This is a genomic window from Salinimicrobium oceani, assembly GCF_012037645.1.
Genome location: NZ_JAAVJR010000003.1, coordinates 380,370 through 402,508, shown reverse-complemented (window position 1 = coordinate 402,508; position 22,139 = coordinate 380,370). Strand labels below are relative to the sequence as shown.

At 41.7% G+C, this 22,139-nt stretch carries 22 protein-coding genes and 1 riboswitch; of the genes, 9 read left to right on the top strand and 13 right to left on the bottom strand.

Translation table 11 applies throughout. From position 1 onward, the window contains the following. Positions 1–9: 9 nt before the first annotated feature. Both HC175_RS07600 and HC175_RS07595 read right to left on the bottom strand, forming a co-directional pair. On the bottom strand, positions 10–969 hold the full coding sequence (locus HC175_RS07600; protein WP_168137883.1) for a glycosyltransferase family 2 protein: 960 nt from the start codon (positions 967–969) through the stop codon (positions 10–12). Positions 970–979: 10 nt separating this feature from the next. Then, positions 980–1,510, bottom strand: coding sequence for a DUF4199 domain-containing protein (locus tag HC175_RS07595; protein WP_168137882.1), 531 nt, complete (start codon positions 1,508–1,510; stop codon positions 980–982). Positions 1,511–1,682: 172 nt separating this feature from the next. Between HC175_RS07595 and HC175_RS07590 the strand changes: the two genes are divergently transcribed. The 3 genes from HC175_RS07590 to mtaB all read left to right on the top strand — a co-directional run bounded on the left by HC175_RS07590 (position 1,683) and on the right by mtaB (position 4,778). Further along, positions 1,683–1,934 carry a type B 50S ribosomal protein L31 gene (locus HC175_RS07590; protein ID WP_168024880.1) on the top strand — a complete coding sequence of 84 codons (252 nt, stop codon included), beginning with the start codon at positions 1,683–1,685 and terminating at the stop codon, positions 1,932–1,934. A gap of 125 nt (positions 1,935–2,059) precedes the next feature. Further along, positions 2,060–3,232, top strand: coding sequence for a GlmU family protein (locus tag HC175_RS07585; protein ID WP_168137881.1), 1,173 nt, complete (start codon positions 2,060–2,062; stop codon positions 3,230–3,232). A 211-nt stretch (positions 3,233–3,443) separates the two neighbouring features. Continuing rightward, positions 3,444–4,778: a tRNA (N(6)-L-threonylcarbamoyladenosine(37)-C(2))-methylthiotransferase MtaB gene (gene mtaB, locus HC175_RS07580; protein ID WP_168137880.1), complete on the top strand. Its 1,335-nt coding sequence runs from the start codon at positions 3,444–3,446 to the stop codon at positions 4,776–4,778. On the opposite strand, the gene HC175_RS07575 is transcribed toward mtaB, so the two are convergent. Further along, on the bottom strand, positions 4,775–5,074 hold the full coding sequence (locus tag HC175_RS07575; RefSeq protein ID WP_168137879.1) for an N-acetyltransferase: 300 nt from the start codon (positions 5,072–5,074) through the stop codon (positions 4,775–4,777). The two genes, mtaB and HC175_RS07575, sit on opposite strands and share 4 nt — an antisense overlap. Before the next feature lie 201 nt (positions 5,075–5,275). Here HC175_RS07575 and HC175_RS07570 point away from each other — a divergent pair, with 201 nt between their 5' ends. Then, entirely contained in the window at positions 5,276–5,983 is a 708-nt protein-coding gene (locus tag HC175_RS07570; protein WP_168137878.1) for an alpha/beta fold hydrolase, read from the top strand. A gap of 1 nt (position 5,984) precedes the next feature. Continuing rightward, complete coding sequence (locus HC175_RS07565) at positions 5,985–6,911, top strand: lytic transglycosylase domain-containing protein (protein WP_168137877.1); 927 nt, start codon at positions 5,985–5,987, stop codon at positions 6,909–6,911. Between the two features lie 40 nt (positions 6,912–6,951). Here the strand turns inward: HC175_RS07565 and HC175_RS07560 are convergent, their stop codons facing one another. Next, complete coding sequence (locus HC175_RS07560; RefSeq protein WP_168137876.1) at positions 6,952–7,653, bottom strand: TlpA family protein disulfide reductase; 702 nt, start codon at positions 7,651–7,653, stop codon at positions 6,952–6,954. Between the two features lie 161 nt (positions 7,654–7,814). Beyond that, on the bottom strand, positions 7,815–8,330 hold the full coding sequence (locus HC175_RS07555) for a tetratricopeptide repeat protein (protein WP_168137875.1): 516 nt from the start codon (positions 8,328–8,330) through the stop codon (positions 7,815–7,817). A 164-nt stretch (positions 8,331–8,494) separates the two neighbouring features. Here HC175_RS07555 and rpmH point away from each other — a divergent pair, with 164 nt between their 5' ends. The 3 genes from rpmH (at position 8,495) to HC175_RS07540 (ending at position 12,071) form a co-directional block, all read left to right on the top strand. Next, complete coding sequence (rpmH, locus tag HC175_RS07550; RefSeq protein ID WP_168137874.1) at positions 8,495–8,653, top strand: 50S ribosomal protein L34; 159 nt, start codon at positions 8,495–8,497, stop codon at positions 8,651–8,653. 102 nt (positions 8,654–8,755) lie between these two features. After that, a complete protein-coding gene (gene carB / locus HC175_RS07545) occupies positions 8,756–11,608 on the top strand; it encodes a carbamoyl-phosphate synthase large subunit (RefSeq protein ID WP_168137873.1) in 2,853 nt (950 codons plus the stop codon). Between the two features lie 70 nt (positions 11,609–11,678). Beyond that, positions 11,679–12,071 carry a DUF423 domain-containing protein gene (locus HC175_RS07540; protein WP_168137950.1) on the top strand — a complete coding sequence of 131 codons (393 nt, stop codon included), beginning with the start codon at positions 11,679–11,681 and terminating at the stop codon, positions 12,069–12,071. Positions 12,072–12,175: 104 nt separating this feature from the next. Here HC175_RS07540 and tnpA read toward each other — a convergent pair whose 3' ends face one another. The 8 genes from tnpA to HC175_RS07500 all read right to left on the bottom strand — a co-directional run bounded on the left by tnpA (position 12,176) and on the right by HC175_RS07500 (position 19,922). Next, the gene (gene tnpA, locus HC175_RS07535; RefSeq protein ID WP_168137872.1) at positions 12,176–12,619 is read right to left on the bottom strand and encodes an IS200/IS605 family transposase; all 444 of its coding nucleotides are present in this window, start codon (positions 12,617–12,619) and stop codon (positions 12,176–12,178) included. 291 nt (positions 12,620–12,910) lie between these two features. Further along, positions 12,911–13,861: a bile acid:sodium symporter family protein gene (locus HC175_RS07530; protein WP_168137871.1), complete on the bottom strand. Its 951-nt coding sequence runs from the start codon at positions 13,859–13,861 to the stop codon at positions 12,911–12,913. Further along, positions 13,862–14,407: an acyl-CoA thioesterase gene (locus HC175_RS07525; RefSeq protein ID WP_168137870.1), complete on the bottom strand. Its 546-nt coding sequence runs from the start codon at positions 14,405–14,407 to the stop codon at positions 13,862–13,864. It lies immediately after the preceding gene. Between the two features lies 1 nt (position 14,408). After that, positions 14,409–15,548: a serine hydrolase domain-containing protein gene (locus HC175_RS07520; RefSeq protein ID WP_168137949.1), complete on the bottom strand. Its 1,140-nt coding sequence runs from the start codon at positions 15,546–15,548 to the stop codon at positions 14,409–14,411. A 4-nt stretch (positions 15,549–15,552) separates the two neighbouring features. After that, positions 15,553–16,914, bottom strand: coding sequence for a DNA recombination protein RmuC (locus HC175_RS07515; protein WP_168137869.1), 1,362 nt, complete (start codon positions 16,912–16,914; stop codon positions 15,553–15,555). 30 nt (positions 16,915–16,944) lie between these two features. After that, entirely contained in the window at positions 16,945–17,736 is a 792-nt protein-coding gene (locus tag HC175_RS07510; RefSeq protein WP_168137868.1) for an ABC transporter ATP-binding protein, read from the bottom strand. Next, positions 17,733–18,764 carry an iron chelate uptake ABC transporter family permease subunit gene (locus HC175_RS07505; RefSeq protein WP_168137867.1) on the bottom strand — a complete coding sequence of 344 codons (1,032 nt, stop codon included), beginning with the start codon at positions 18,762–18,764 and terminating at the stop codon, positions 17,733–17,735. The genes HC175_RS07510 and HC175_RS07505 overlap by 4 nt, the downstream gene beginning before the upstream one ends. Further along, positions 18,765–19,922 carry an ABC transporter substrate-binding protein gene (locus HC175_RS07500; protein WP_235942551.1) on the bottom strand — a complete coding sequence of 386 codons (1,158 nt, stop codon included), beginning with the start codon at positions 19,920–19,922 and terminating at the stop codon, positions 18,765–18,767. 48 nt (positions 19,923–19,970) lie between these two features. After that, positions 19,971–20,274: riboswitch (cobalamin riboswitch) on the top strand. 31 nt (positions 20,275–20,305) lie between these two features. Here HC175_RS07500 and HC175_RS07495 point away from each other — a divergent pair. Beyond that, positions 20,306–22,138 carry a TonB-dependent receptor plug domain-containing protein gene (locus HC175_RS07495; RefSeq protein ID WP_168137866.1) on the top strand — a complete coding sequence of 611 codons (1,833 nt, stop codon included), beginning with the start codon at positions 20,306–20,308 and terminating at the stop codon, positions 22,136–22,138. The last annotated feature ends 1 nt before the right edge of the window (position 22,139 follow it).

Here is a 22,139-nt window from a genome sequence, read left to right as displayed (position 1 = left end):
GAAAGCAGGTTAAAACTCTCCTGTAGTTTCGCTAATGCGATAGCGGTCTTTTTCACGGCTGCTGCGAAGCACCAGTTCTCCCAGAAACCCTGCGATGAACAGTAAAGTTCCAAGGATCATGGTAGTTAAGGAAATATAGAACCAGGGATTGTCTGTAACAAGTATGCTTGGGTGACCCTGGTATAATTTATAGAGTTTGGACGCTCCAATCCAAATGGCAAAAAGGAACCCGAAAAAGAACATGAGAATTCCCAGGGCCCCGAAAAGGTGCATTGGCCGCTTGCCGAATTTAGAGAGAAACCAGATGGTAATGAGATCCAGAAAGCCATTTATAAAGCGCTCTGCTCCAAATTTGGTCTTACCGTATTTTCGTGCCTGGTGTTTTACAATCTTCTCGTCTATGCGAGAGTAACCGGCATTTTTGGCTAAAACAGGAATGTACCTGTGCATTTCACCATATACATCAATGTTCTTGATGACCGCTTTTCGGTATGCTTTGAGTCCGCAGTTAAAATCATGCAGCTTAAGGCCCGAGGTTTTTCTGGCTGCTGCGTTGAAAAGTTTGGATGGTAAGTTTTTTGAAAGAACGGAATCATACCTCTTCTTTTTCCAGCCCGAGATGAGGTCGTAACCTTCTTTTTGAATGAGCTGGTAGAGTTCAGGAATTTCTTCGGGATTGTCCTGAAGGTCGGCATCCATGGTAATGATAACATCACCTTCAGCTTTATCGAAACCTACATGCAGTGCCTGCGATTTTCCATAATTGCGGTTGAATTTCACTCCTTTTACAAAGGGATCTTCCGCAGCAATCTTTTTAATGATCTTCCAGGAATTGTCGGTGCTGCCATCATCAATAAAAATGATCTCATAGGAAAAAGAATTGGATCGCATAACGGTTGCGATCCAATTGTATAATTCATTTAAAGATTCCTCTTCGTTAAGAAGTGGGATGACAATAGATAACTGCATCAATAAATTTTTAGACGTCGTAAGGCCTTTTTTGCTTCATAATAAGACCGGCAATCAATCCCAGAACAAGACCAAACAGCATGTACATGACCAGTACCATTGCGAAGCTAACCCATGGGCTGCTAAAGGTTGCGGTCATTTCGAGTGCCTGCTCAATTTGCGCATCGGCCATTTCAGGATATCTTTCGATCATTTGTTCCCTTTGGAACTCAGACATTTGTTCCATGTAATCTGGCTCAATAACTGTTGCTAAAAGTACATTCCAAATGCCACCAAGGATAGCAGCGACCAGGCCTATACCTACTGCGACTTTTATTGCTTCTCCCAGGCTAAGGAAACCAGCATTTTCTTTTTTAAAGGCTTTTATACCATAAACTACCACTGCTATAAAAATAGCAAAACTTATAAGCATAAACGACCAGTGTGGATCGAGATGATTGTTGGTGACATACATGATAACACCAAGGGTGACCAGGAGAATTCCCAGGAGTAAACCGTAATTAAGAACAAATTTCCGGGCTTTTGCTTGTTGAGCTTCCATAAAGTATTAAATTTGGTTAGTTATTACGGTTAGTAAGCAAATATAATAAAACGTTACACAGCTGCATTAGCTTTCTTTTATTAGAAAAAATTAAGACAGAATACTTGTTGCTTTGTAAAAATTAATTAAATTTGCACCTCGAAAAAATTACAAGATTTTAAAGAATAAAGAGATGAAGCAGGGAATCCATCCGGAAAATTATAGATTGGTAGCGTTTAAAGACATGTCTAACGATGAGGTGTTTCTTACCAAATCTACCGCAAACACGAAAGAAACTATTGAAGTTGATGGTGAGGAATATCCTTTAGTGAAGTTGGAGATCTCCAGAACTTCTCACCCTTTCTATACTGGTAAAGCCAAGTTATTGGATACTGCCGGTAGAATTGACAAATTCAAGAATAAATACGCGAAGTTCAAAAAGTAATTTTCGCTTTATTATAGCTTAAGCCTCCTGTAAGGGAGGCTTTTTTTTGGTCTCATTTTTTCTGTTTCCGCACATTTTACCCTGTCTAAATTAACTTGTACCTTTACCTTTAAAACGACGCTCAAATGAACTATATCTTGTTTGACGGGCCAGTGAGAAATCAACTTCTGCCCTTTACCTTTACCCGCCCTGTTGCCGATATAAGAGTGGGAATTCTTAGCATTCGTGAGAAATGGGAGAAATTTCTGAACTCGACCACCTCTACCATTACTGAAGATTACCTTTCTGAAAAGTGGCCGATGGTTGAAATGGAGGAAAATATCATGATCAATGCAGGTTTCCTGCCTACGGCCGAACTTGTAGAACAAATAAAAGGACTGCAGCCGGGAGAGGCGGTTTTTCACGAGGAAGATGTTGTTGCATTTCATGCCTATGAAGAACAGGATGTCGAATTTGAAAAGTGCAGTGCTATCGAAATGGAAGGCAAGGCCTTCATCGTCGAGCATACCTGGGATATCTTTAGACTTAACGCTGAAGCGATCACGGCAGATTTCGATCTTCTTACCCAGGATAGGAAAAGTAAGCCGCTTTCTTCCACCAACCAGATTATAGCACCCGAAAATGTCTTTTTAGAGGAGGGAGCTAGAATGGAGTGCGCAATTTTAAATGCTTCCGAAGGACCTATATATATAGGCGCAGATGCCGAAATAATGGAGGGAAGTATCGTGCGAGGTCCGTTTGCCTTGTGCGAGCATGCGACCCTGAAAATGGGAGCTAAGATCTATGGCGCCACTACAGTTGGGCCGCATTCTAAAGTTGGAGGAGAAGTGAGTAATTCTGTCATTTTTGGATACTCTAATAAAGGTCACGATGGCTTTTTAGGCAATTCGGTGCTGGGAGAATGGTGTAATCTTGGCGCCGATACGAATACCTCGAATCTAAAGAACAATTATGCCGAAGTAAGGCTGTGGGATTATGCTTCGGAAAGATTTGCACCAACCGGGCTGCAGTTCTGCGGACTCATGATGGGAGATCACAGCAAGTGTGGGATCAATACCATGTTCAACACAGGGACTGTAGTGGGGGTGAGCACTAATATTTTTGGTGCCGGATTCCCCCGAAACTTCGTCCCGAGCTTTAGCTGGGGCGGAAGTGGTGGAACTACGACTTATAAAACTGAAAAAGCATTTGAAGTGGCCGAAAAAGTTATGGCACGTCGGAATATTGAATTTTCTGAACAGGATAAGGCAATTCTGGATCAGGTTTTTGATGACACCAAGAAGTACAGGAGGGAATAGTATTTAGTATTTAGTATTCAGTGATCAGTGATCAGTTATCGGTGATCGATGGGGAATTTATATAGGCGGGACTTTCCCCTTTACACTCTCCACTAATTGTACATTGATTTAAAGTTGGTATCTTTGCAGCCTCTAAAATGTCATTTTTAGAGGCTTTTATATTTAACTGAACTTCTGATGCTTACGAATCGGAAATTGAGAAGAAGAAGAAATGGAAGATCCAAAAAAAGTTGCTTTTTACACCCTCGGCTGCAAATTGAACTTCTCAGAAACCTCTACGATCGCCCGATCTTTTAAAGATGAAGGTTTTTTACGAGTTGATTTCAGTGAAGCTGCCGACATTTATGTGATCAACACCTGCTCGGTAACAGATAATGCTGACAAAAGATTTAAAACTATTGTAAAGCAGGCTCAAAAGGCAAATGAGAATGCCTTTGTGATTGCAGTAGGATGTTATGCTCAGTTAAAACCAGAGGAGCTCGCTGCAGTAGACGGAGTTGACCTGGTGCTGGGAGCGACTGAAAAATTCAAAATAACAAACTACCTGAATGACCTCACTAAAAATGATATGGGAGAGGTGCATTCCTGCGAAATTGAGGAAGCCGATTTCTATGTGGGTTCCTATTCCTTTGGGGACCGTACAAGAGCATTTTTAAAGGTGCAGGATGGCTGTGATTATAAATGTACCTATTGTACCATTCCCCTGGCTCGAGGTATTTCCAGGAGTGATACCTTGGGAAATGTTCTGGAAAATGCCAGAAAAATAAGTGAGAAAGGAATTAAAGAGATCGTACTTACCGGAGTAAATATTGGTGATTATGGTAAGGGGGAATTCGGGAATAAAAAACACGAGCACACTTTTCTCGATTTGGTAAAAGCTCTTGATGAGGTAGAGGGCGTTGAAAGACTGAGAATTTCTTCCATAGAGCCAAATCTTCTGAAAAATGATACCATAAATTTTGTGGCCCGGAGTAAGACCTTCGTACCGCATTTTCATATTCCTCTTCAAAGTGGAAGCAACGATATCCTGAAGGCAATGCGCCGCCGGTACATGAGAGAGCTATATATAGATCGTGTGAACAGGATCAAAGAGGTTATGCCTAATGCTTGTATTGGTGTGGATGTTATTGTAGGTTTTCCCGGAGAAACCAATGAACACTTCCTGGAAACCTATAATTTCCTGAATGACCTGGATATTTCCTACCTGCACGTTTTTACCTATTCTGAACGAGAAAATACCCCTGCAGCCGAAATGGCCGATGTGGTTCCTCTCAAAATCCGGAAGAAAAGAAGTAAGATGCTCAGAGGCCTGTCTGCCAAGAAAAGAAGGGCTTTTTATGAATCTCAGCTAGGAAAGGAGAAGACAGTACTTTTCGAAGGAGAAAATAAGGAAGGGTATATTCACGGTTTTACAGAAAATTACGTCAAGGTCAAAACTCCCTGGAATCCTGAACTGGTGAATACATTACACCAGGTAGAGCTACAGAAGATAGGAGAAGATGGGATAGTGCGCTTTGAATATGTAAAAGAGCGGGTGCTGGTTTAGATATTTATTCCTACCGGAAGCATATCCTTATATTTTCGACGGTGCTTTCTCATAAATTTCGCTACTGCAGGGCTGGTGGGCATTACTCTAATTTCTCTTTCCTTGATAAGATCGAGAACGCTTTCAATAAAGGGTTCCAGGTAACCTTTTTCCTTAAGGCTATCACTCATCTCAAGTTTCGTAAGGAATATTTTTCTATCCTGTTGTGAATATTCGATCTTTGCCAATTCCCCTTCTATCTCAGATTCAAACTGACGAAGGAATTCGTTGTCATTCACAGATAATTGAGGGTTCATAATCATGATTGTTTGTTCCTGTTAATGTGTAGAAACCAGCGGAAACATGCTTATGATGTACAGAGGAATTATAATATTTATGGTAATGATCTAAAGCAGATTTTAAATATTAAAAGTTCCTGAATGCCGCGAATTTCTTTTAAATTTGACTATAAAGATAATTAATTTTAAGCAGAATCAAGCTGTAGAAGCAGCCATTAAATGACGAAGAATCAGCTCACGCATGTTTATTGTATGCCGGGATTGGCGGCAAATCCGAGTATTTTTGAGAAGATTCAACTTCCTGAAAATAAATATGAGATTCATTGGCTGGACTGGTTGCTGCCAAAACCCAATGAAGGCCTGAAGGAATATTCCAAAAGGCTTTGTCATAAAATAAAACACGAGGATTCTGTATTGATCGGTGTTTCTTTTGGCGGAGTTATTGTACAGGAAATGGCACAGCTTATGGCTGTAAAGCGCGTGATTATAATTTCTAGTGTTAAGAGTGAAAAGGAATTGCCACGCCGCATGAGATTTGCGAGATGCACAAAATTGTTCAAGATCCTGCCTACCTCATTAGCGAGACATGTTGACGCCTTTGAAAAACTGGCAGTAGGTGATTTTGCAAAGAAAAGAGCGAAGCTCTACAAAAAATATCTTTCTATTACAGACGTTCGGTATTTAGACTGGGCAATAGAGAAAATGGTGTGTTGGGAAAGAGAAGTTCCTTATCCGGGAATTGTTCATATCCATGGGGACAAGGACGAAATTTTTCCCTACAAATATATAGACGGATGCATAACTGTTCCTGAGGGAACGCATATAATGATCATCAATAGGTTTAGGTGGTTCAATGAACATCTGGAAGAAATTATTGAAACAGGAAAACTGGAGGAAAAAACGATTGAAAATTTAATAAATGAATAGGATGAAGATCAAGGATATACTTTTAGGTGGAAGTTTGGTGGTAGCGATTGGCTTAAGTATTAATGCCGTACAGGAAGCACCGAGTGATGAGGTACAGGAAAAGAAAATGATCAACGATTACAACGTATATGCTCTGCCTATGCCAGAGGATCTTGAATTTGCAGGCGAAGAAGTGCCGTTGGAAATTCCTGATGTTTATGAAAGAATGGATAGGGAGCTTCTGGTAAATACCTACTGGCAGTCGAACACTTTACTGTTGATCAAACGTGCCAATAAATATTTTCCAGTGATTGAGCCAATTCTTGCTGAATATGGGATTCCTGAAGATTTCAAGTATCTCGCGGTAATAGAAAGTAGCCTTACTAACGCTGTTTCTCCTGCAGGCGCCAGGGGTTTCTGGCAATTCATGGAAGCTACGGGGAAAGAATACGGGCTGGAGATCAATGACAATGTTGATGAAAGATATAATCTTGAAAAATCAACACGTGTTGCGGCACAATACCTGAAAAAATCCAAAGAGCGTTTTGGCAGCTGGACTCTTGCTGCTGCTGCCTATAATGCGGGAAATTACGGTGTTGACAAGCAAAGGGAACGGCAGGATGTAAAGGATTATTACGATCTTTTGTTAGGAGACGAAACAGGAAGATATGTATTCCGGATCCTTGCCCTTAAAGAGATCATGGAAAATCCTGATAAGTACGGTTTCAACTTCAGGCAAAAGGATCTTTATCCAGTGATACCATCCTACAAGGTCAAGGTGGATACTCCGGTAGCAGATTTTGCAAAGTTTGCCAAAGACAACGGAATTAATTACAAGATCCTGAAAATACACAATCCATGGCTGCGCGAGGCTCATCTTGAAAATAGATCCCGTAAGGAGTATCTTATTGAGCTTCCGGAAGCAGGATATTACAGTCCGGCGCCATAGAGGAGATCAGAAAAGTTCCTGGTTTGCAGTAAGAATACTGCTAGGGAGTTAAAGCCTCTTTGGTTTGAGAGTACTGGCTGCTGTCTTTGATCAATAATAAGGAGATCGCTTCATTAAAAGAATTGAAATTCAGGTCGAAGGATTTTTCAAGTTCCAGGCCATATGGATGCGAGATCTTTCTTCTAATGTCAATAATTTCCTTGTCTTTATTTAAAAGGAAGGAAGTAGGCAGCCCTAGGGAGTGTTTCATCATTTTAATGACATAGGAGCTGTTATTCTGCATTTCATCCACATACAGTACTTTAATATTCTTATGATATTTTTTAGCAAGTGCTTTTGCCGTGTCGTGATTATCCCAAAAGAGCAGCACAAAATCCACTTCGTCTGAATATTTTTCGGCAAGCTTATTAAGCGCCGGAATTTCCCCTTTGGTGGGTACGATCCAGGAGGCGTATGTGGTCAAATATACCGGCTTTTGAAATTCATCCAGAGAAATAGAATTTTTTCTAAGGTCCTTTACTTTAAAGTTATCAAGGCGACTGCCTTTTAGACTATAATTTATCAAAGAATCAAAAAGAAATTCTGCCCTTTCAAAATTCCTGGTGCGGTAGGCTTTATCTGCTTGTAATTTGTACTTGGGTAAGTGGAGGGAGAGGGCTTCTGAAAAGGAAATTTGCTCCTGTTGTGAAAAAGAAGATCCGGTAAAAAATACTGTAAGAATTACAAGTAAAAGTTTCTTCATTCGAGTAGGAGACCAATTTCAGCACAAAAGTACTGAATGATTTCCTACAGCTGAAATTTACTCGGTTAAGTGCGAATTTACTTGTTGAAATACAAGGTAAATCCTTCCTACAAAAAAATACTTAAAATGGAGAGGCAGAGAGGACAGCTGAAAAATTGATCTTAGATCTTTTTCATCTGTTGTTTCATCATTTTTATTTGCTCATCAAGCATATTATGCTTGTCCAGTTTTTTTGCCTCCTGCAGGAGTATTTGTGCTTCCCTTTTGCGGCGTTTGGTCATCGCAATTCCGGCCAGGTTGAGTTTAGCCATAGCGAGGTCCTGTTTCATGGATAATCCCATTTTTACGGCTCTTTTAAAGAACTTTTCAGCCTGGGTCATGTTGGTTTGAGAAACCATCAACCCATGAAGGTACCAGTAGTATCCTTGTTGTTTCTGCGTTAGCGCTTTTTCTGGATCTTTAATTTTGTCGAGCCACTTTTTAGCTCCTGGAAAATCCTGTTTGCGCAATCTTAAGAAGGCCATAAGGATCATCTCGTTCTTATAATATAAAAAGACAAAAATGCCCGCAAGAAGTAAAATGAAAATTCCGTTTCCTATATTTCCTTCGAAAAACTGCCATAAGGCAACGATTACGAGAATACCTGTGATGACTAATTTATAGACTTTATTGAACATTAGCTACTGGATTTAACGCCGGCAAAGGTAAGAAAAACAATTGGAAATTATTTCATTTTAGGGTTTGCCTAAGTAAAAACTCTTTGTATATTTGCCCGCAGTTTTAAGAGGAGGTCTTAGAACTGTTTTTAAAGCGATTTCAAAGAAGATTAAAGATAATTATCATGAAAAGAACGTTTCAACCATCTAAGAGGAAAAGAAAAAACAAGCACGGTTTCAGAGAGCGTATGGAAAGTGTTAACGGAAGAAAAGTGCTGGCTCGTAGAAGAGCTAAAGGAAGAAAGAAGTTATCAGTTTCCTCAGAGAACAGGCACAAACACTAGATGATAATTCCCGAAAATAATAAAGGTGTTACTTTTTTAAGTAGCGCCTTTTTTTATACCCTATAGGTTCCTATTTTTACAACACCACGCAAAATTTTCCCAATGCCAAAGAATAAAGACCTTAAAAGCATTTTAATTATTGGATCTGGGCCAATCATTATTGGACAGGCTTGTGAATTTGATTATTCAGGTACTCAGGCCCTGAGATCCCTCCGTGAAGACGGAATTGAGACCATTCTTATCAATTCTAATCCGGCGACCATCATGACCGACCCTTCCATGGCCGATCATGTGTATCTCAAACCACTTAATACAAAGTCCATCATCGAAGTGCTTAAAGCGCATCCGCAAATTGATGCCGTGCTTCCAACAATGGGTGGGCAAACCGCACTCAACCTCTGTATAGAAGCCGATGAGAAAGGAATTTGGAGTGATTTTGATGTGAAGATCATTGGAGTAGATATTGATGCCATCAATATTACTGAAGACCGGGAAAAATTCAAGCAATTGATGGGACGTATCAATGTTCCAGTTGCCCCGGCACAAACTGCCACCTCTTTTCTTGAGGGAAAAGAGATCGCCCAGGAATTTGGATTTCCGCTTGTAATTAGAGCTTCATTCACTCTAGGCGGTACCGGAGCTTCTTTTGTACATACAGAAGATCAGTTTGATGAAATGCTGCAGTATGGATTGGAAGTTTCTCCTATTCATGAAGTGCTTATCGATAAGGCTTTATTGGGCTGGAAGGAATATGAACTCGAACTTTTACGTGACAAAAATGACAACGTAGTCATTATTTGTTCCATTGAAAATATGGATCCCATGGGAATCCACACCGGTGACTCCATTACTGTTGCACCCGCAATGACCTTGAGCGACGTGACTTTTCAGAAAATGCGCGACCTCGCGATCAAGATGATGCGAAGTATTGGAGATTTTGCAGGAGGATGTAATGTGCAGTTCGCGGTAAGTCCAGACGAAAATGAGGACATCATCGCAGTAGAGATAAACCCACGTGTATCCCGTTCTTCTGCTCTGGCTTCAAAGGCAACCGGATACCCTATTGCAAAGATCGCAGCAAAACTGGCCATTGGGTACACTTTGGATGAGCTACATAACCAGATCACAAAATCTACTTCAGCTTTATTCGAGCCTACTCTGGATTATGTTATCGTAAAGATCCCGCGTTGGAACTTCGATAAATTTGAAGGCAGCGATAGAACTTTAGGACTGCAAATGAAATCTGTTGGGGAAGTTATGGGTATTGGACGTTCCTTTCAGGAGGCACTTCATAAAGCAACTCAATCCCTGGAGATCAAAAGAAATGGTTTAGGGGCAGATGGCAAAGGTTACACCAGTTATGATCTAATTCTCGATAAGTTGAAACATGCGAGCTGGGACAGGGTTTTTGTGATCTATGACGCTATTCAACTGGGAATTCCGCTGGCGAGGATCCATGAGATCACCAAGATCGATATGTGGTTCCTTAAACAATACGAAGAACTTTACGCTTTAGAGGTCGAGATCTCAAAATACAGCATAGACTCTCTTCCAAAAGATCTGTTGCTCGAAGCCAAGCAAAAAGGTTTTGCAGACAGGCAGATTGCCTATATGGTTGGTTGTCTTGAAAGTCAGGTTTACAACAAAAGAGGAGAGCTAGGCATTAATCGTACCTATAAACTGGTAGATACCTGTGCTGCCGAATTCAAAGCTGAAACACCTTATTATTATTCCACTTTCGAAGCCGATATTGAAACCAAAGAAGGGGTGAGATATGTGGAGAACGACAGTAAGGTTTCAGACAAAAGAAAGATTGTAGTTCTGGGCTCGGGTCCTAACAGGATAGGCCAGGGAATTGAATTCGATTACTGTTGTGTGCACGGGGTTCTGGCAGCAAAGGAATGCGGTTATGAAACCATCATGATCAACTGTAATCCAGAAACTGTTTCTACAGATTTTGATGTGGCAGATAAACTGTACTTCGAACCGGTCTTCTGGGAGCATATCTATGACATCATCAGGCATGAAAAACCCGAGGGGGTAATTGTGCAGCTTGGTGGGCAAACTGCTCTTAAACTTGCTGAAAAGCTCGACCGCTATGGAATTAAGATCATTGGTACCAGTTACCAGTCCTTAGATCTTGCCGAAGACAGGGGCTCCTTCTCCAGACTTCTTCAGGAGAATGATATTCCATATCCTGAGTTTGGTGTCGCAGAAACGGCAGATGAGGCTTTGGCTTTGGCAGATGAACTTGATTTTCCAATTCTTGTACGACCTTCTTACGTGCTTGGAGGGCAGGGAATGAAGATCGTGATCAATAAAAAAGATCTTGAAGCTACCGTAGTGGATCTGCTTCGGAAGATACCCAACAACAAACTACTCCTTGATCATTATCTTGATGGGGCAATAGAAGCTGAAGCAGATGCTATTTGTGATGGCGAAACCGTGCAGATCATTGGGATCATGGAACATATTGAACCCTGCGGAATTCACTCCGGAGATTCAAATGCCTTGCTACCTCCTTTCAACCTTGGAGACCTTGTATTACAACAGATCAAGGATCATACGAAGAAGATCGCTCTGGCGCTGAATACTGTTGGTTTGATCAACATTCAGTTTGCCATTAAAGACGATAAGGTGTACATCATAGAAGCAAATCCACGAGCTTCCCGAACCGTTCCTTTTATTGCAAAAGCTTATGGGCAGCCCTATGTGAACTATGCTACCAAAGTAATGCTTGGAGAAAAGAAGGTGAATGACTTTAAGTATGAACCTAAACTTGAAGGTTATGCTATCAAGCAACCCGTATTTTCCTTTAATAAGTTTCCTAAAGTAAACAAACAGCTTGGACCAGAAATGAAGAGTACAGGCGAGAGCATCCTCTTTATTGACAGCCTTCGAGATGATACTTTCTACGAACTTTATTCAAGAAGAAAAATGTACCTGAGCAAATAGGTCCTAAAAATGCTATTTTTGAATGCCATCTTTTTTAGATGGCATTCTTATTTTTAAAAAAGTTGACAAAATGAAGGAATTCATCCTAATCATGGGCGGAGTTTATGGCGCCCTCGCAGTAATTTTTGGCGCCTTTGGTGCACATGCTCTCAAAAAAAATCTTGATACAGAGCAGCTTAAAAGTTTCGAGACTGGCGTAAAATACCAAATGTATCACGCCCTGTTGCTTATTCTTGCGGGAAGTATTTTTCCTTTTACAGGGTTTTCTCAAAACCTCATGGGATGGTTTCTTGTGCTTGGGGTGTTTCTCTTTTCCTTCAGTATTTATGGCCTGGTCTTAAGTTCGGCTAAAGGTCGAAAAATGTCATTTTTGGGACCTATTACACCTCTGGGAGGTTTGCTTCTGGTGCTGGGCTGGATCTTATTTGTAATTAACGTATCCGCGATCGCTGAATTTCTTTAGAGTAGAACCCATTTTAGTCATCAAAATAAATCAATTAAAAACATTAGCTCCGGATTTTAACCCGGGACCTTGAAGAGTATTATTTCATAATCGGTTTTAACTATTTATTCTCCCGGTTGTTGCTCAATTTTGTACAATTTCAAAAATTCTTCATATTCCTCCTGGAATGTCTTTTTTCTATGATGTTCTTTTTGGTTTTGGATATATAGAAACACCTTCTCTACGGCAGATTCAGACACAGAGAATGCGGCATAACCTGTTTGCCAGGCAAATTTATCAATAATTAAGTCGTTACTATTGATGTAATGGGAACTACTGCCTTTAATTTGTTTTATAACCTCAGCAATAGATTTTTGAGAACTCAGCAGGAATAGACAATGAATATGATCGGGCATTCCGTTGACCATCTTTACCTGGCACCCCAATTCCTGAAATTCTTTTTTAATAAAATTGAAAATCTCCGCCTCCGCCGATTTTTCAAGGAAAGGCCTTCGATTCTTAGTTGACCAAATTGCGTGGACCCAAATTTTGTTATAGGAGTGAGACATAGAAGTTGGAGAATTAAAACCGTTAAAACGGTTTTTTGATAATACTTAAATCACAATACCCCGGGTTGAAACTCGGGGCTAAAAATCATTCAATTTAATTTATTGAAAATAAACGTTTTAATTTAAATTTTCTGATCGGATAATGGAATTCTTATTGATTCTCATGCCAAGGATCCTGCATATGTCTTGTTTTAAATATAAATCCCGAATATTGGGAAAGGATAACAGCCCCGGGTTTCAACCCGGGGACATGGAAAGCACGGCAAAATCGAAATGGTTTTTAACCATTTCCTATTCCACTGGTCTTCTCCTGTATCTCTCTGCAAAAATTGCAATTACCAGTAGCTGTAGAATATGATAGAGCATTATAGGCAGCAGGTACAAAGCATTTGCCGCGCTGTTTCCGAAGATCACTTTTACCATGACCGACCCATGGACAAGAGACTTCTTGGTACCGCAGAATTTCGCTGCGATCTCATCTTCCGTATTTAATCCGATTACTTTGGAAATAGATCCCAGGCCAAAATAGACCACAAAGAAAAGCAGAGAGACCATCAGTAATAATTTCAGGAGATCTTCAATTCCAACGCTCGTATAGAGTTGCGTGGAGAAAGCTGCGCTGAAGCTAGAATAGACAATGAGAATGATCACAGACTTATCAAAAAAGCTAATTTTTTTACTGTTTTTCCGTGCCAGGTTTCCCAGCCATTTTTGAAAAAATAAACCCAGGACCAAAGGAAAAATGATCTGTAACATCAGTTTTTGCACTACAGCTCCAAATTCAAAATCTGATGTTGCCGCCATGAACATGCTCATCCACAGGGGCGTCGCCACTATTCCAATAAGTCCCGAAAGACTGGCGTTAAAGATCGCGGTAGGTAAATTACCTCTCGCTAAAGACACCATTACAATAGACGAGCTTACGGTTGATGGTAAAGCTCCAAGAAAAAAAAGTGCCAGCCAGAGATCTGATGCTGTACCGGCTTCAAAAAACGGCAGAAAAGCCAGAGCCAGCAAGGGAAATATCACAAAAGTGGTAAGCTGAATTAAAATATGAACGCGATAGTTATAAAATCCGGCTTTAAATTCTGCAGGAGACAGTTTTAGCCCATAAAAGAAGAAAATGAAGCCTATCCCAATATCGGTAATTGTTCTTAGCGGAAGAATTTCCGGGCCTTGTGGCAGGAACCACGCCACAAGAATGGAAAAGAGGAGCGCCGTTATGAAGCCGTTGAATTTCACTTATTCCTCGATCCTTACATTGTAGGTTTCCACAATATGTAAATGTTCTTCAGACACAAAATCAGTTTCATCGAATTCTTTCAGGCGCACACGTTTGTTATCGTACCTTTTTATACTCTTGGCAAATCTCCTAATATCATCTTTAGATTTAAGGATAAGCCCGGGCACCATGACAGATTTTCCTTCAGAATCTTTGGCAACCATTGTGAAATAGGAAGAATTGCAGTGTTTTTTCTCCCCGGTCTGTATGTTTTCGGCTTCTACGCGTATCCCGATTTGCATGGAACTTCGACCCACAAAATTTACTGAAGCTTTCATGGTGACAAGTTCTCCAATTTCAATAGGATTCAGAAAATCTACCGTATCGACACTGGCAGTAACACAATACACGCCCGAATGTTTTGAGGCGCATGCAAAGGCGATTTGATCGAGCAAAGACAGCACATATCCTCCATGAATCTTTCCATTAAAATTGGAATGGGAGGGCAGCATGAGTTCAGAAATGGTTACCTGTGATTCGGCAATGGTTTTATAAGCTTTAGACATGTTATATACTTTGGTATAAAAGGTTCATAAATTCGCCCATTTTTGATGGCTCCAGCCAGCGAGTGACCACCACAATATTATTCGTTTGGTCTACCACAATAAAATTCCCGCCAAAGCCGGCAGCGTAAAATACATTTTCAGGCACGTGTTTCCAGTTCCCTTCACCGCGATTAAGCCACCACATATAGCCATACTTTTCATTTGCGTTAGATGATGCCATAGCTTTTGAAATACTCTGCGAAGAGAGCAGTTGTTTTCCATTCCAGCTTCCATTATTCATGAAGAGCAGGCCAAATCTAGCCATGTCGCGGGTGCTTATAAACATCCCGCCGCCCGAGTGGCCTCCGCCGCTAACCGACTGCATTTTCAACCCATCTACCGGTACCCAGGAATTTTCATACCCGTGCCAGCGCCAGGTCACAGAAGCATCAATGGGATCCATGATCTTTTCCTTCAGCACCTGTGGCAAAGGTTTCCGAAAAACATTGAGAAGGGAATAGGCGAGCACATTCACCCTTACGTCATTGTACTGAAAAGAACTGCCGGGTTCTTTTAGGCTTCTTGCGCGCCATTGATCGATGTTCTGTTTTGAGGAAGGCCTGTCGGCCCAGTCAAAACCGCCCCATAACTGTCCGCTCCAGTCCGAAGTCTGCTGCAACAAATGTTCCCAGGTGATCTTGCTGTTGTGCGGACCTTCAAAGGTGCCATCCCAAACATATTTTTCTACGGGGTCATTCACATTGGATATCAAGCCGGTTTCCAGTGCCAGGAGTGCAGTGGTAGCCAGGAAACTTTTGGTAACACTAAAGGTCATATCCACTCTTTCTGTATCACCCCACTGGCCAATTATAAAACCGTTCTTAAGTATTATCCCCGCAGGTCCGCCACGTTTCTTGGTTGGTCCCAAAATTTCATGATAAGGTTCGTGTTCAAATCCTTTCAGGATGGCCTGCCTTAGATCCCGGGATTCTGAGTATTGGTTCTCTTCGGCAAACTTAATGGCTTCTGAAATGTTTAGCCGAAATTCTGAAGCAGGTTTTTCAGTCCATTCATTGGCTGTGGGAAAATAGATTTCCTGGGCTGTGACCGATAAGCTTAAAAGGCAGGTAAAACATACCAGCCAAAAAGGGGAAATGTTCATCATGTTAATTTAGGTGATTCTCTTCCCCTTGTGTACGGGAAAGCCATTTTTGAGATATTTTTTGTTTTGGAGAAATGCCCAGCGTTTCCAGTTGTTCAATGTCTTTGATTAGATTTTGCTGGCCGGTAAGTTTCTTCATTGCACCGTCATAGGCATTTGTTGTAGATCTTAACCGGGATCCTACTGTCTCCAGCTCATCGAGCAAGAGTTTGAACTTATGATAGAGCGAAGCCGCATGATTTGCTATTTCCAAAGCGTTTTGCTGTTGTTTTTCGTTACTCCAAAGGGTGTCAATAGTGCGTAGAACTGAAAGTAGGGTGGTGGGGCTCACCAGCAGAATGTTCTTTTGAAAAGCGGTGTAAAAAAATGAATTGTCAGAATTCTGAGCTAGATAAAGCGCCGGCTCAACAGGAATGAACATTAGCACAAAGTCCGGAGATTGCATCTTGTACAGGTCTTCGTATTTTTTTGAGCTCAGGTCCTGGATATGGCTGTTCAGGGAACGCAGGTGATCCTTTAGGCATCGCGCTCTTTGCCCTTCATCTTCCTCATTCACATATTTCTCATAAGCCACAAGAGAAACCTTTGAATCTATGACCATCCGTTTATCTCCGGGCAAATGCAGCACTACATCGGGGAGCAGCTTTTTGCCTTCTTCACTTTCATGCGCCTGTTGCACAAAATATTCCCGGTCCTTCACCAAACCCGATTTTTCCAAAACCCTCTCCAGGATCAATTCTCCCCAGTTACCCTGAGTTTTATTTTCGCCTTTGAGCGCCCTGGTGAGGTTGTTCGCCTCCTCGCTTATTTTGATGTTTTGCTCATGTAATTGCTGAAGTCTTTCTCCTAGTTGAGAATGTCGTGCAATAAAATCGTTTGAGTTTTTCTCTACTTTTTCTTCAAAGTTTTTGATCTTCTCCTGAAGCGGATTCAGAATCTGCTCAATATTTTCTTTGTTGATATTCGTGAATTTCTCAGATTTTTGTTCCAATATTTTATTTGCCAGATTTTCAAATTCCGTTGAAAATTTCTCCTGAAGTTTCTCAAGTTCAGATTTTTGCGCCTCAAGTTTTTCCTGAAGGTTGCGGTATTCAGAATCTCTTTGGGTCAATTGGGTGCTTAAAATGTCTTTTTTTGACCTAATTTCCTCACGTTCGTTGCAGGCATTTAAATACTGGTGATGCGCAGTCTCCTTTTCAAACTTCACCTGTTCCTTATACTCTTCAAATTTCAGGTTAAGTTGATTAGTTCTTTCTGTAAGTGTATTTTGAATGGCTTTACTTCGGAAGTTGGAGATCAAAAAACCTAGAATGCCTCCAAAAATCAGGAGTAGGAGAAAAAGGGAGATGAGAATGGGGTCTGTCATGAGCAGCGCGTTTGCTCAAAGATAGTATTTTCAGGTTTTTATTCTGAAGGATTCCGTTACGGGATCGAAAACAATGAGATCGCCGGGAAAGACGCTCTCAAAAGCACCTTTTTGAATAAGCTGCTGCGGACTCTCCTGAAGCGTTTCTCCTGGTTTCATTAAGATGATCCTGTCACAGAGTTGTAACGCGAGATTGATCTCGTGAGTTGCAAAAATGATGGCTTTTTTGGTAGTGACACTCAGTTCTTTCAGTAATTTTAGCACCTGTGCCTTATGATACATATCGAGGTGAGAAGTAGGCTCGTCCAGGATCATTACAGGAGTATCTTGTGCCAGGGCGCGGGCAATCAATACTTTTTGGAGCTGTCCGTCGCTCAGCTCGTAACATTTTTTATCCTGCAGCTCTTCGATATTTACAGAAAGAAGAGCGTTTTTTACCATTTTTCGATCCTCTGTGGTAAGAGATCCAATCCAGTTGGTATAAGGCTGCCTGCCAAGGGCAACAAGTTCGGCTACACTAAGATTTTTAGACAAAGGCTGTTCGGTTAGAACAAGACTTATCATGCGTGCCAGCTGCTCTGGCGGAATATGATCTCTGTCTTCAGCATTGATAAATATCTTGCCAGAAAGTGACGGTTGGACACCGCTCAGCGTTCTCAGGAAAGTGGATTTTCCGACGCCATTAATGCCAATTAATGCCACCAGTTCTCCTTCTGCAACCTCAATGTTTATATCTGAAGCCACTGTTTTTTTTACCTGCTTTTTTTTATAGCCGATATCAAGGTGCTGAGTTTCGAGGATGATATTGCCGATTGCTTTCAAAATATAAATTTTCGTTTTCGTACCAGCAGCCAGATCACCACAGGTGCACCCACCAGTGAAGTTACTGCATTTATTGGTAAAGTGTGATCACTGCCGGGGAGTTGTGCCAGCGTATCGCATAGCAACATGAGAATAGCCCCTCCCAGTATCACTGCAGGTAGAAGGATCCTGTGATCATTTACAGGAACTACCTGCCTTACAAGATGTGGAACTGCGAGCCCTACAAAGGCAATGGGGCCTGCAAAGGCCGTAATACTGCCTGCAAGAAAACTTGTGGAAATAATAAGAAGCGCTCTGTTCTTGCCAATGTTCATTCCCAGGCTACGGGCATATTGCTCGCCCAAAAGAAGGGAATTGAGATTCTTTATGCTAAAGGTTGCCAGGCCGATACCAAGGGTCCAAAAAATGCTGAGGATGCCGAGTTCGGCCCAGGATAGATCGCCAACACTTCCGTACGACCAGAAAACGTACTGCTGCAGCTGCGTTGCCGGACTAAAATACGCCAGTACGCTCACCACCGCCGAGCTTAGACTTGCAAACATCAATCCTATAATTAGGATGGCCATAGTGTCTTTCAATTTGACCGAAGCAAGCATCACCGCAAGCAAAACCAGCAGACTACCAAAGCTGGAAGCAATGACTATTCCCCAGCTTGAAAAAATGAAACTTCCTGCCAGGCCACCAAAAATGGTAGCTCCCATAAGAACAAGAGCAACGCCAAGACTGGCACCACTACTAAGCCCCAGTACGTATGGTCCTGCAAGTGGATTTCTAAACATGGTTTGCATGAGCATTCCACTCACTGCCAGCCCGGAACCCGCCAGGACTGATGTTAATGCTTTAGGAATTCGGTATTCCATGATAATGTAATGCCAGCTGGAATTAGTGTTATTTGAAAAAAATAAAACTTCCAGTACCTCCTCAAATGGAATGTTTACAGAACCCAGACTGATATTAAGGAAGCAGGCCGCTAGGGTAACGAGCAGTAATAAAAAGAGGCTGATCTTATAGGCGCGGCTGGTCTGCACTTACTCCAGAGGTTTGTAAAAGGTTGTTTCGTACTGTGGAAGCAGCTGCGGGTGGAAAATGGAGATCAGGTCTTTTAGAACCAGGTCGGGCCGCATAGGTGCGAGTTCATAAAAAATGATCCCGCCGGTTTCTCCTTTCTCACTGGAAAAGGTATGGATATTTTTTTCCTGATAAGCTTTGAACTGCGTGTAATGAGGAGAGGCATTTGCCATTTCGCTATACGAGGTAAACTGAGCAGGACCTACCCAAAAATCGGCTTGAGTCGCTTCTGCGAGTACGGCTTCGAAGGAGAGGGAAAGGCTGCCGGTACCATCTGTATCTTCAAAGAGATATTCTGCATTGGCGTCTTTGATGAATTGTGCCTGCCAGCTCTTACCTGCCGGTAAATACCACTGGTCCTTATACATTGCGCCGGCAATGACGGTTGGAGAACCTGTTGCCTGTGCTGCGAGCTCCTTTGCTTCGAGATAACTTTTTTCTACCTCCTCAAAAAAGGTATTTGCTTCCTTCATTTTTCCGAAGAAGGCTCCAAAGAATTTGATCCATTCCACTTTTCCCAGCGGCGAACTTTCTGTCCAGTCTGCATTGAACACAACGGGAATTCCGCTTTTTTGAAGGGTATTGAAACTCTTGTTACTGCCGTCAATTGAAAATCCCACAACAACATCGGGCTGCAGGGCGAGAAGATTTTCTGTATTGAGAGCTTCATTTCTTCCTACCTCTTTTACTTTACCTTCATCTATTAAATTACGGGTGACTTCAGAAGAGATATAATCGAGGCCCGGAAAACCTACCAGTGCTTCTTCGGCTTTAAGAATTTCAAGAGATGGAATATGAGTGGTAGATGTGACTACCATTTTTTCGACCGGCACGGTTATCCGTTCATCAAATTTTATATCGTGCGGAACATTGGCTCCTTTTTCTGCAAGTAAATACCTAAAAGACCTGTCGGCATTGGGCCAGGGATTTTCGACAGTAATGATCATGTAGTCTCCAAAATCAACTATTGAAAGTCCCGAGGCATATTTTACTTCAACCTCTTCTCCAGCACGTGAAAGGATGGGAGATTTTTCCTTTTCATTGGACCTGCATCCTGCCAGAAGGAGCAGGGTGAACATTAGAAATATCGAAGAGAAGTACCTCATAATTGAGTTCAAAAGTAAGATTATTTAAATTTTTGGGAACGGAATAAGCTGAAATGTTTACTTTCGTACTGAAATTTTGGTTCGATTGTTTTCTGAAATTTTCAGAAATAAAAGACATCGATTAAAAGGGAATCAGGAAAGTTGAATAATTCAACTTTGAAGCAGACAAATTAGAAAGAATTACGTCGTACTTCCAACTTCTAAGGTCTAACTTCAAACAAGCCTGAGCTGTTCCCGCAACTGTAAGCTTAGTTCCGATGCGTCGGAATGCCTTTTGTACACTTCATACCACTGTTCCAAATGCGAATGGGAAGGTTCACAAAAGGACGCAAGCCAGGAGACCTGCCAATTTTCTATCAATTAAAACCTTCGGCTTTCGGGAAAAAAGCCTGCGGATGATGAAAAAAAGCAATTTCTACATCTTCTTGTCCCTTATTTTATATCCAGTTTACGGGTATGGTCAACATGATTCCATTACTCAACTGGAGGAAGTGATACTTAGTGATATTCACCTGTTTCGAAATTCAGAAACAAACCAGGTGCAGGTGCTGAGCGATTCGGTCCTGGAACAAAATTCCCCGGCCTTAACTTCCTTACTCAAGTTTAATACTCCGCTGTTTTTCAGAGAGAACGGCCCTGGAATGGTGGCGTCTGCTTCCTTTCGAGGCACATCGGCATCACAGACTGCAGTAGTTTGGAATGGGATCAATATTAATTCCCAGTTTACGGGGCAAACCGATTTTAATACCCTGCTCACTTCCGGATATGACAACGTCGCTGTGAGATCTGGTGGAGGTGCCGTGCTTTACGGGAGTGGAGCCATTGGCGGCAGTGTTCATCTCAACAATAAATTTAGGTTTGGCAGCGGCTTTGATACCGGGCTCCAGCTGGAGTATGGCAGCTTTGAGACCTTTTATGGCAGTGCGAATGCAACATATGCTTCAGATGCACTTAGCCTTCAGTTCAATCTTGCACGCCAAAGCAGTGAGAATGACTTTCCATATCCCAATTCAGAAAAATCTAATGAAAACGGAGATTATCAAAATTCAGCAGTAAGTGCGGCAGCTGCATATATTCTGAATGAGCAGAATATCCTGAAGTTTTACAGCAATTTTTACGACGGGGACAGGGGATTTTCTGGTACACTTTCCCTGGCTTCCAGGAGTAAATATGAAGATCTTAACACCCGAAATTTGTTGGAATGGAACAATTATTCAGGAAGTTTTATTAGTCGCCTAAAAGTGGCTTACCTCACTGAAGCCTATAAATATTTCGAGAACAGAAGTACAAGTAATTATTCCTTTGGGAAAGCCAGTACTGCGCTTACAAAATATCACCTCACCTATAATGCAGGTGCAGACATTGAAATTGGCGGACTCCTGGAGTTGCAGCAAACCACCGGGAAAGGAACAAACATTGAAGAAACACAGGAAAGAAAGACAGGATCTGCCGGAGTGATGTTTTCTCAGAACCTTTTTCCTTTTAAGTATGACCTGAGTGCAAGAGCGGAATTTTCGGATAAATATGATTCTCCCATCCTTTTCTCGGCAGGCGCTGCTTATGAGCTGTCAGCAAATTATCTTCTACGGCTCAACTTCTCGCGCAATTACAGGATTCCCACCTTTAATGATCTTTTTTGGTATGCCGGCGGGAACCAGGATCTTAGGCCAGAGAAATCACTACAGGCAGAAATAGGGCAGGAAATTCACCTTTTTGGAACCCATGTGGAACTCACTGCTTTTCTCATTGATACCGAAGATCTACTGCGCTGGGTGCCGGCTTCTGGCGGAAGATGGGTTCCGCAAAACACAGAAAAAGCCCGGAACTATGGGGTCGAGACTATCGTAAAATGGTCCGGGGAATTCCAAGGACATCGGTTTACATTCAATGGGACCTATGCCTATACCCGTGCCATTGATCGATCCTTGAACAAGGAACTTATTTATGTGCCAACGCACAAAGCAACAGCTTCTGCAGGTCATGCCTTTGGCAGAATGAGTTCCTATTTCCAGATTTTATACAATGGACAAGTTTATACCTCTTCAGATAACAAGTACATTTTACCCGACCATACAGTTTCTAATGCCGGATTGAATTACTCTTTTTTGCAAAAGCGGCTTCACTTAGGAGTAAAAGCGCAAAACATCTTCAATTCGGAATACCAAAGCATGCCGTCCCGCCCTATGCCTGGACGCTCATTTCAATGTTCACTAACCTTTAATTATTAAA

What these genes read in the sequence shown, in the direction of transcription:
- HC175_RS07600 (WP_168137883.1), bottom strand. Translation starts at nt 969, where the DNA reads ATGCAGTTATCTATTGTCATCCCACTTCTTAACGAAGAGGAATCTTTA.
- HC175_RS07595 (WP_168137882.1), bottom strand. Translation starts at nt 1,510, where the DNA reads ATGGAAGCTCAACAAGCAAAAGCCCGGAAATTTGTTCTTAATTACGGT.
- HC175_RS07590 (WP_168024880.1), top strand. Translation starts at nt 1,683, where the DNA reads ATGAAGCAGGGAATCCATCCGGAAAATTATAGATTGGTAGCGTTTAAA.
- HC175_RS07585 (WP_168137881.1), top strand. Translation starts at nt 2,060, where the DNA reads ATGAACTATATCTTGTTTGACGGGCCAGTGAGAAATCAACTTCTGCCC.
- mtaB (WP_168137880.1), top strand. Translation starts at nt 3,444, where the DNA reads ATGGAAGATCCAAAAAAAGTTGCTTTTTACACCCTCGGCTGCAAATTG.
- HC175_RS07575 (WP_168137879.1), bottom strand. Translation starts at nt 5,074, where the DNA reads ATGAACCCTCAATTATCTGTGAATGACAACGAATTCCTTCGTCAGTTT.
- HC175_RS07570 (WP_168137878.1), top strand. Translation starts at nt 5,276, where the DNA reads ATGACGAAGAATCAGCTCACGCATGTTTATTGTATGCCGGGATTGGCG.
- HC175_RS07565 (WP_168137877.1), top strand. Translation starts at nt 5,985, where the DNA reads ATGAAGATCAAGGATATACTTTTAGGTGGAAGTTTGGTGGTAGCGATT.
- HC175_RS07560 (WP_168137876.1), bottom strand. Translation starts at nt 7,653, where the DNA reads ATGAAGAAACTTTTACTTGTAATTCTTACAGTATTTTTTACCGGATCT.
- HC175_RS07555 (WP_168137875.1), bottom strand. Translation starts at nt 8,330, where the DNA reads ATGTTCAATAAAGTCTATAAATTAGTCATCACAGGTATTCTCGTAATC.
- rpmH (WP_168137874.1), top strand. Translation starts at nt 8,495, where the DNA reads ATGAAAAGAACGTTTCAACCATCTAAGAGGAAAAGAAAAAACAAGCAC.
- carB (WP_168137873.1), top strand. Translation starts at nt 8,756, where the DNA reads ATGCCAAAGAATAAAGACCTTAAAAGCATTTTAATTATTGGATCTGGG.
- HC175_RS07540 (WP_168137950.1), top strand. Translation starts at nt 11,679, where the DNA reads ATGAAGGAATTCATCCTAATCATGGGCGGAGTTTATGGCGCCCTCGCA.
- tnpA (WP_168137872.1), bottom strand. Translation starts at nt 12,619, where the DNA reads ATGTCTCACTCCTATAACAAAATTTGGGTCCACGCAATTTGGTCAACT.
- HC175_RS07525 (WP_168137870.1), bottom strand. Translation starts at nt 14,407, where the DNA reads ATGTCTAAAGCTTATAAAACCATTGCCGAATCACAGGTAACCATTTCT.
- HC175_RS07520 (WP_168137949.1), bottom strand. Translation starts at nt 15,548, where the DNA reads ATGAACATTTCCCCTTTTTGGCTGGTATGTTTTACCTGCCTTTTAAGC.
- HC175_RS07515 (WP_168137869.1), bottom strand. Translation starts at nt 16,914, where the DNA reads ATGACAGACCCCATTCTCATCTCCCTTTTTCTCCTACTCCTGATTTTT.
- HC175_RS07495 (WP_168137866.1), top strand. Translation starts at nt 20,306, where the DNA reads ATGATGAAAAAAAGCAATTTCTACATCTTCTTGTCCCTTATTTTATAT.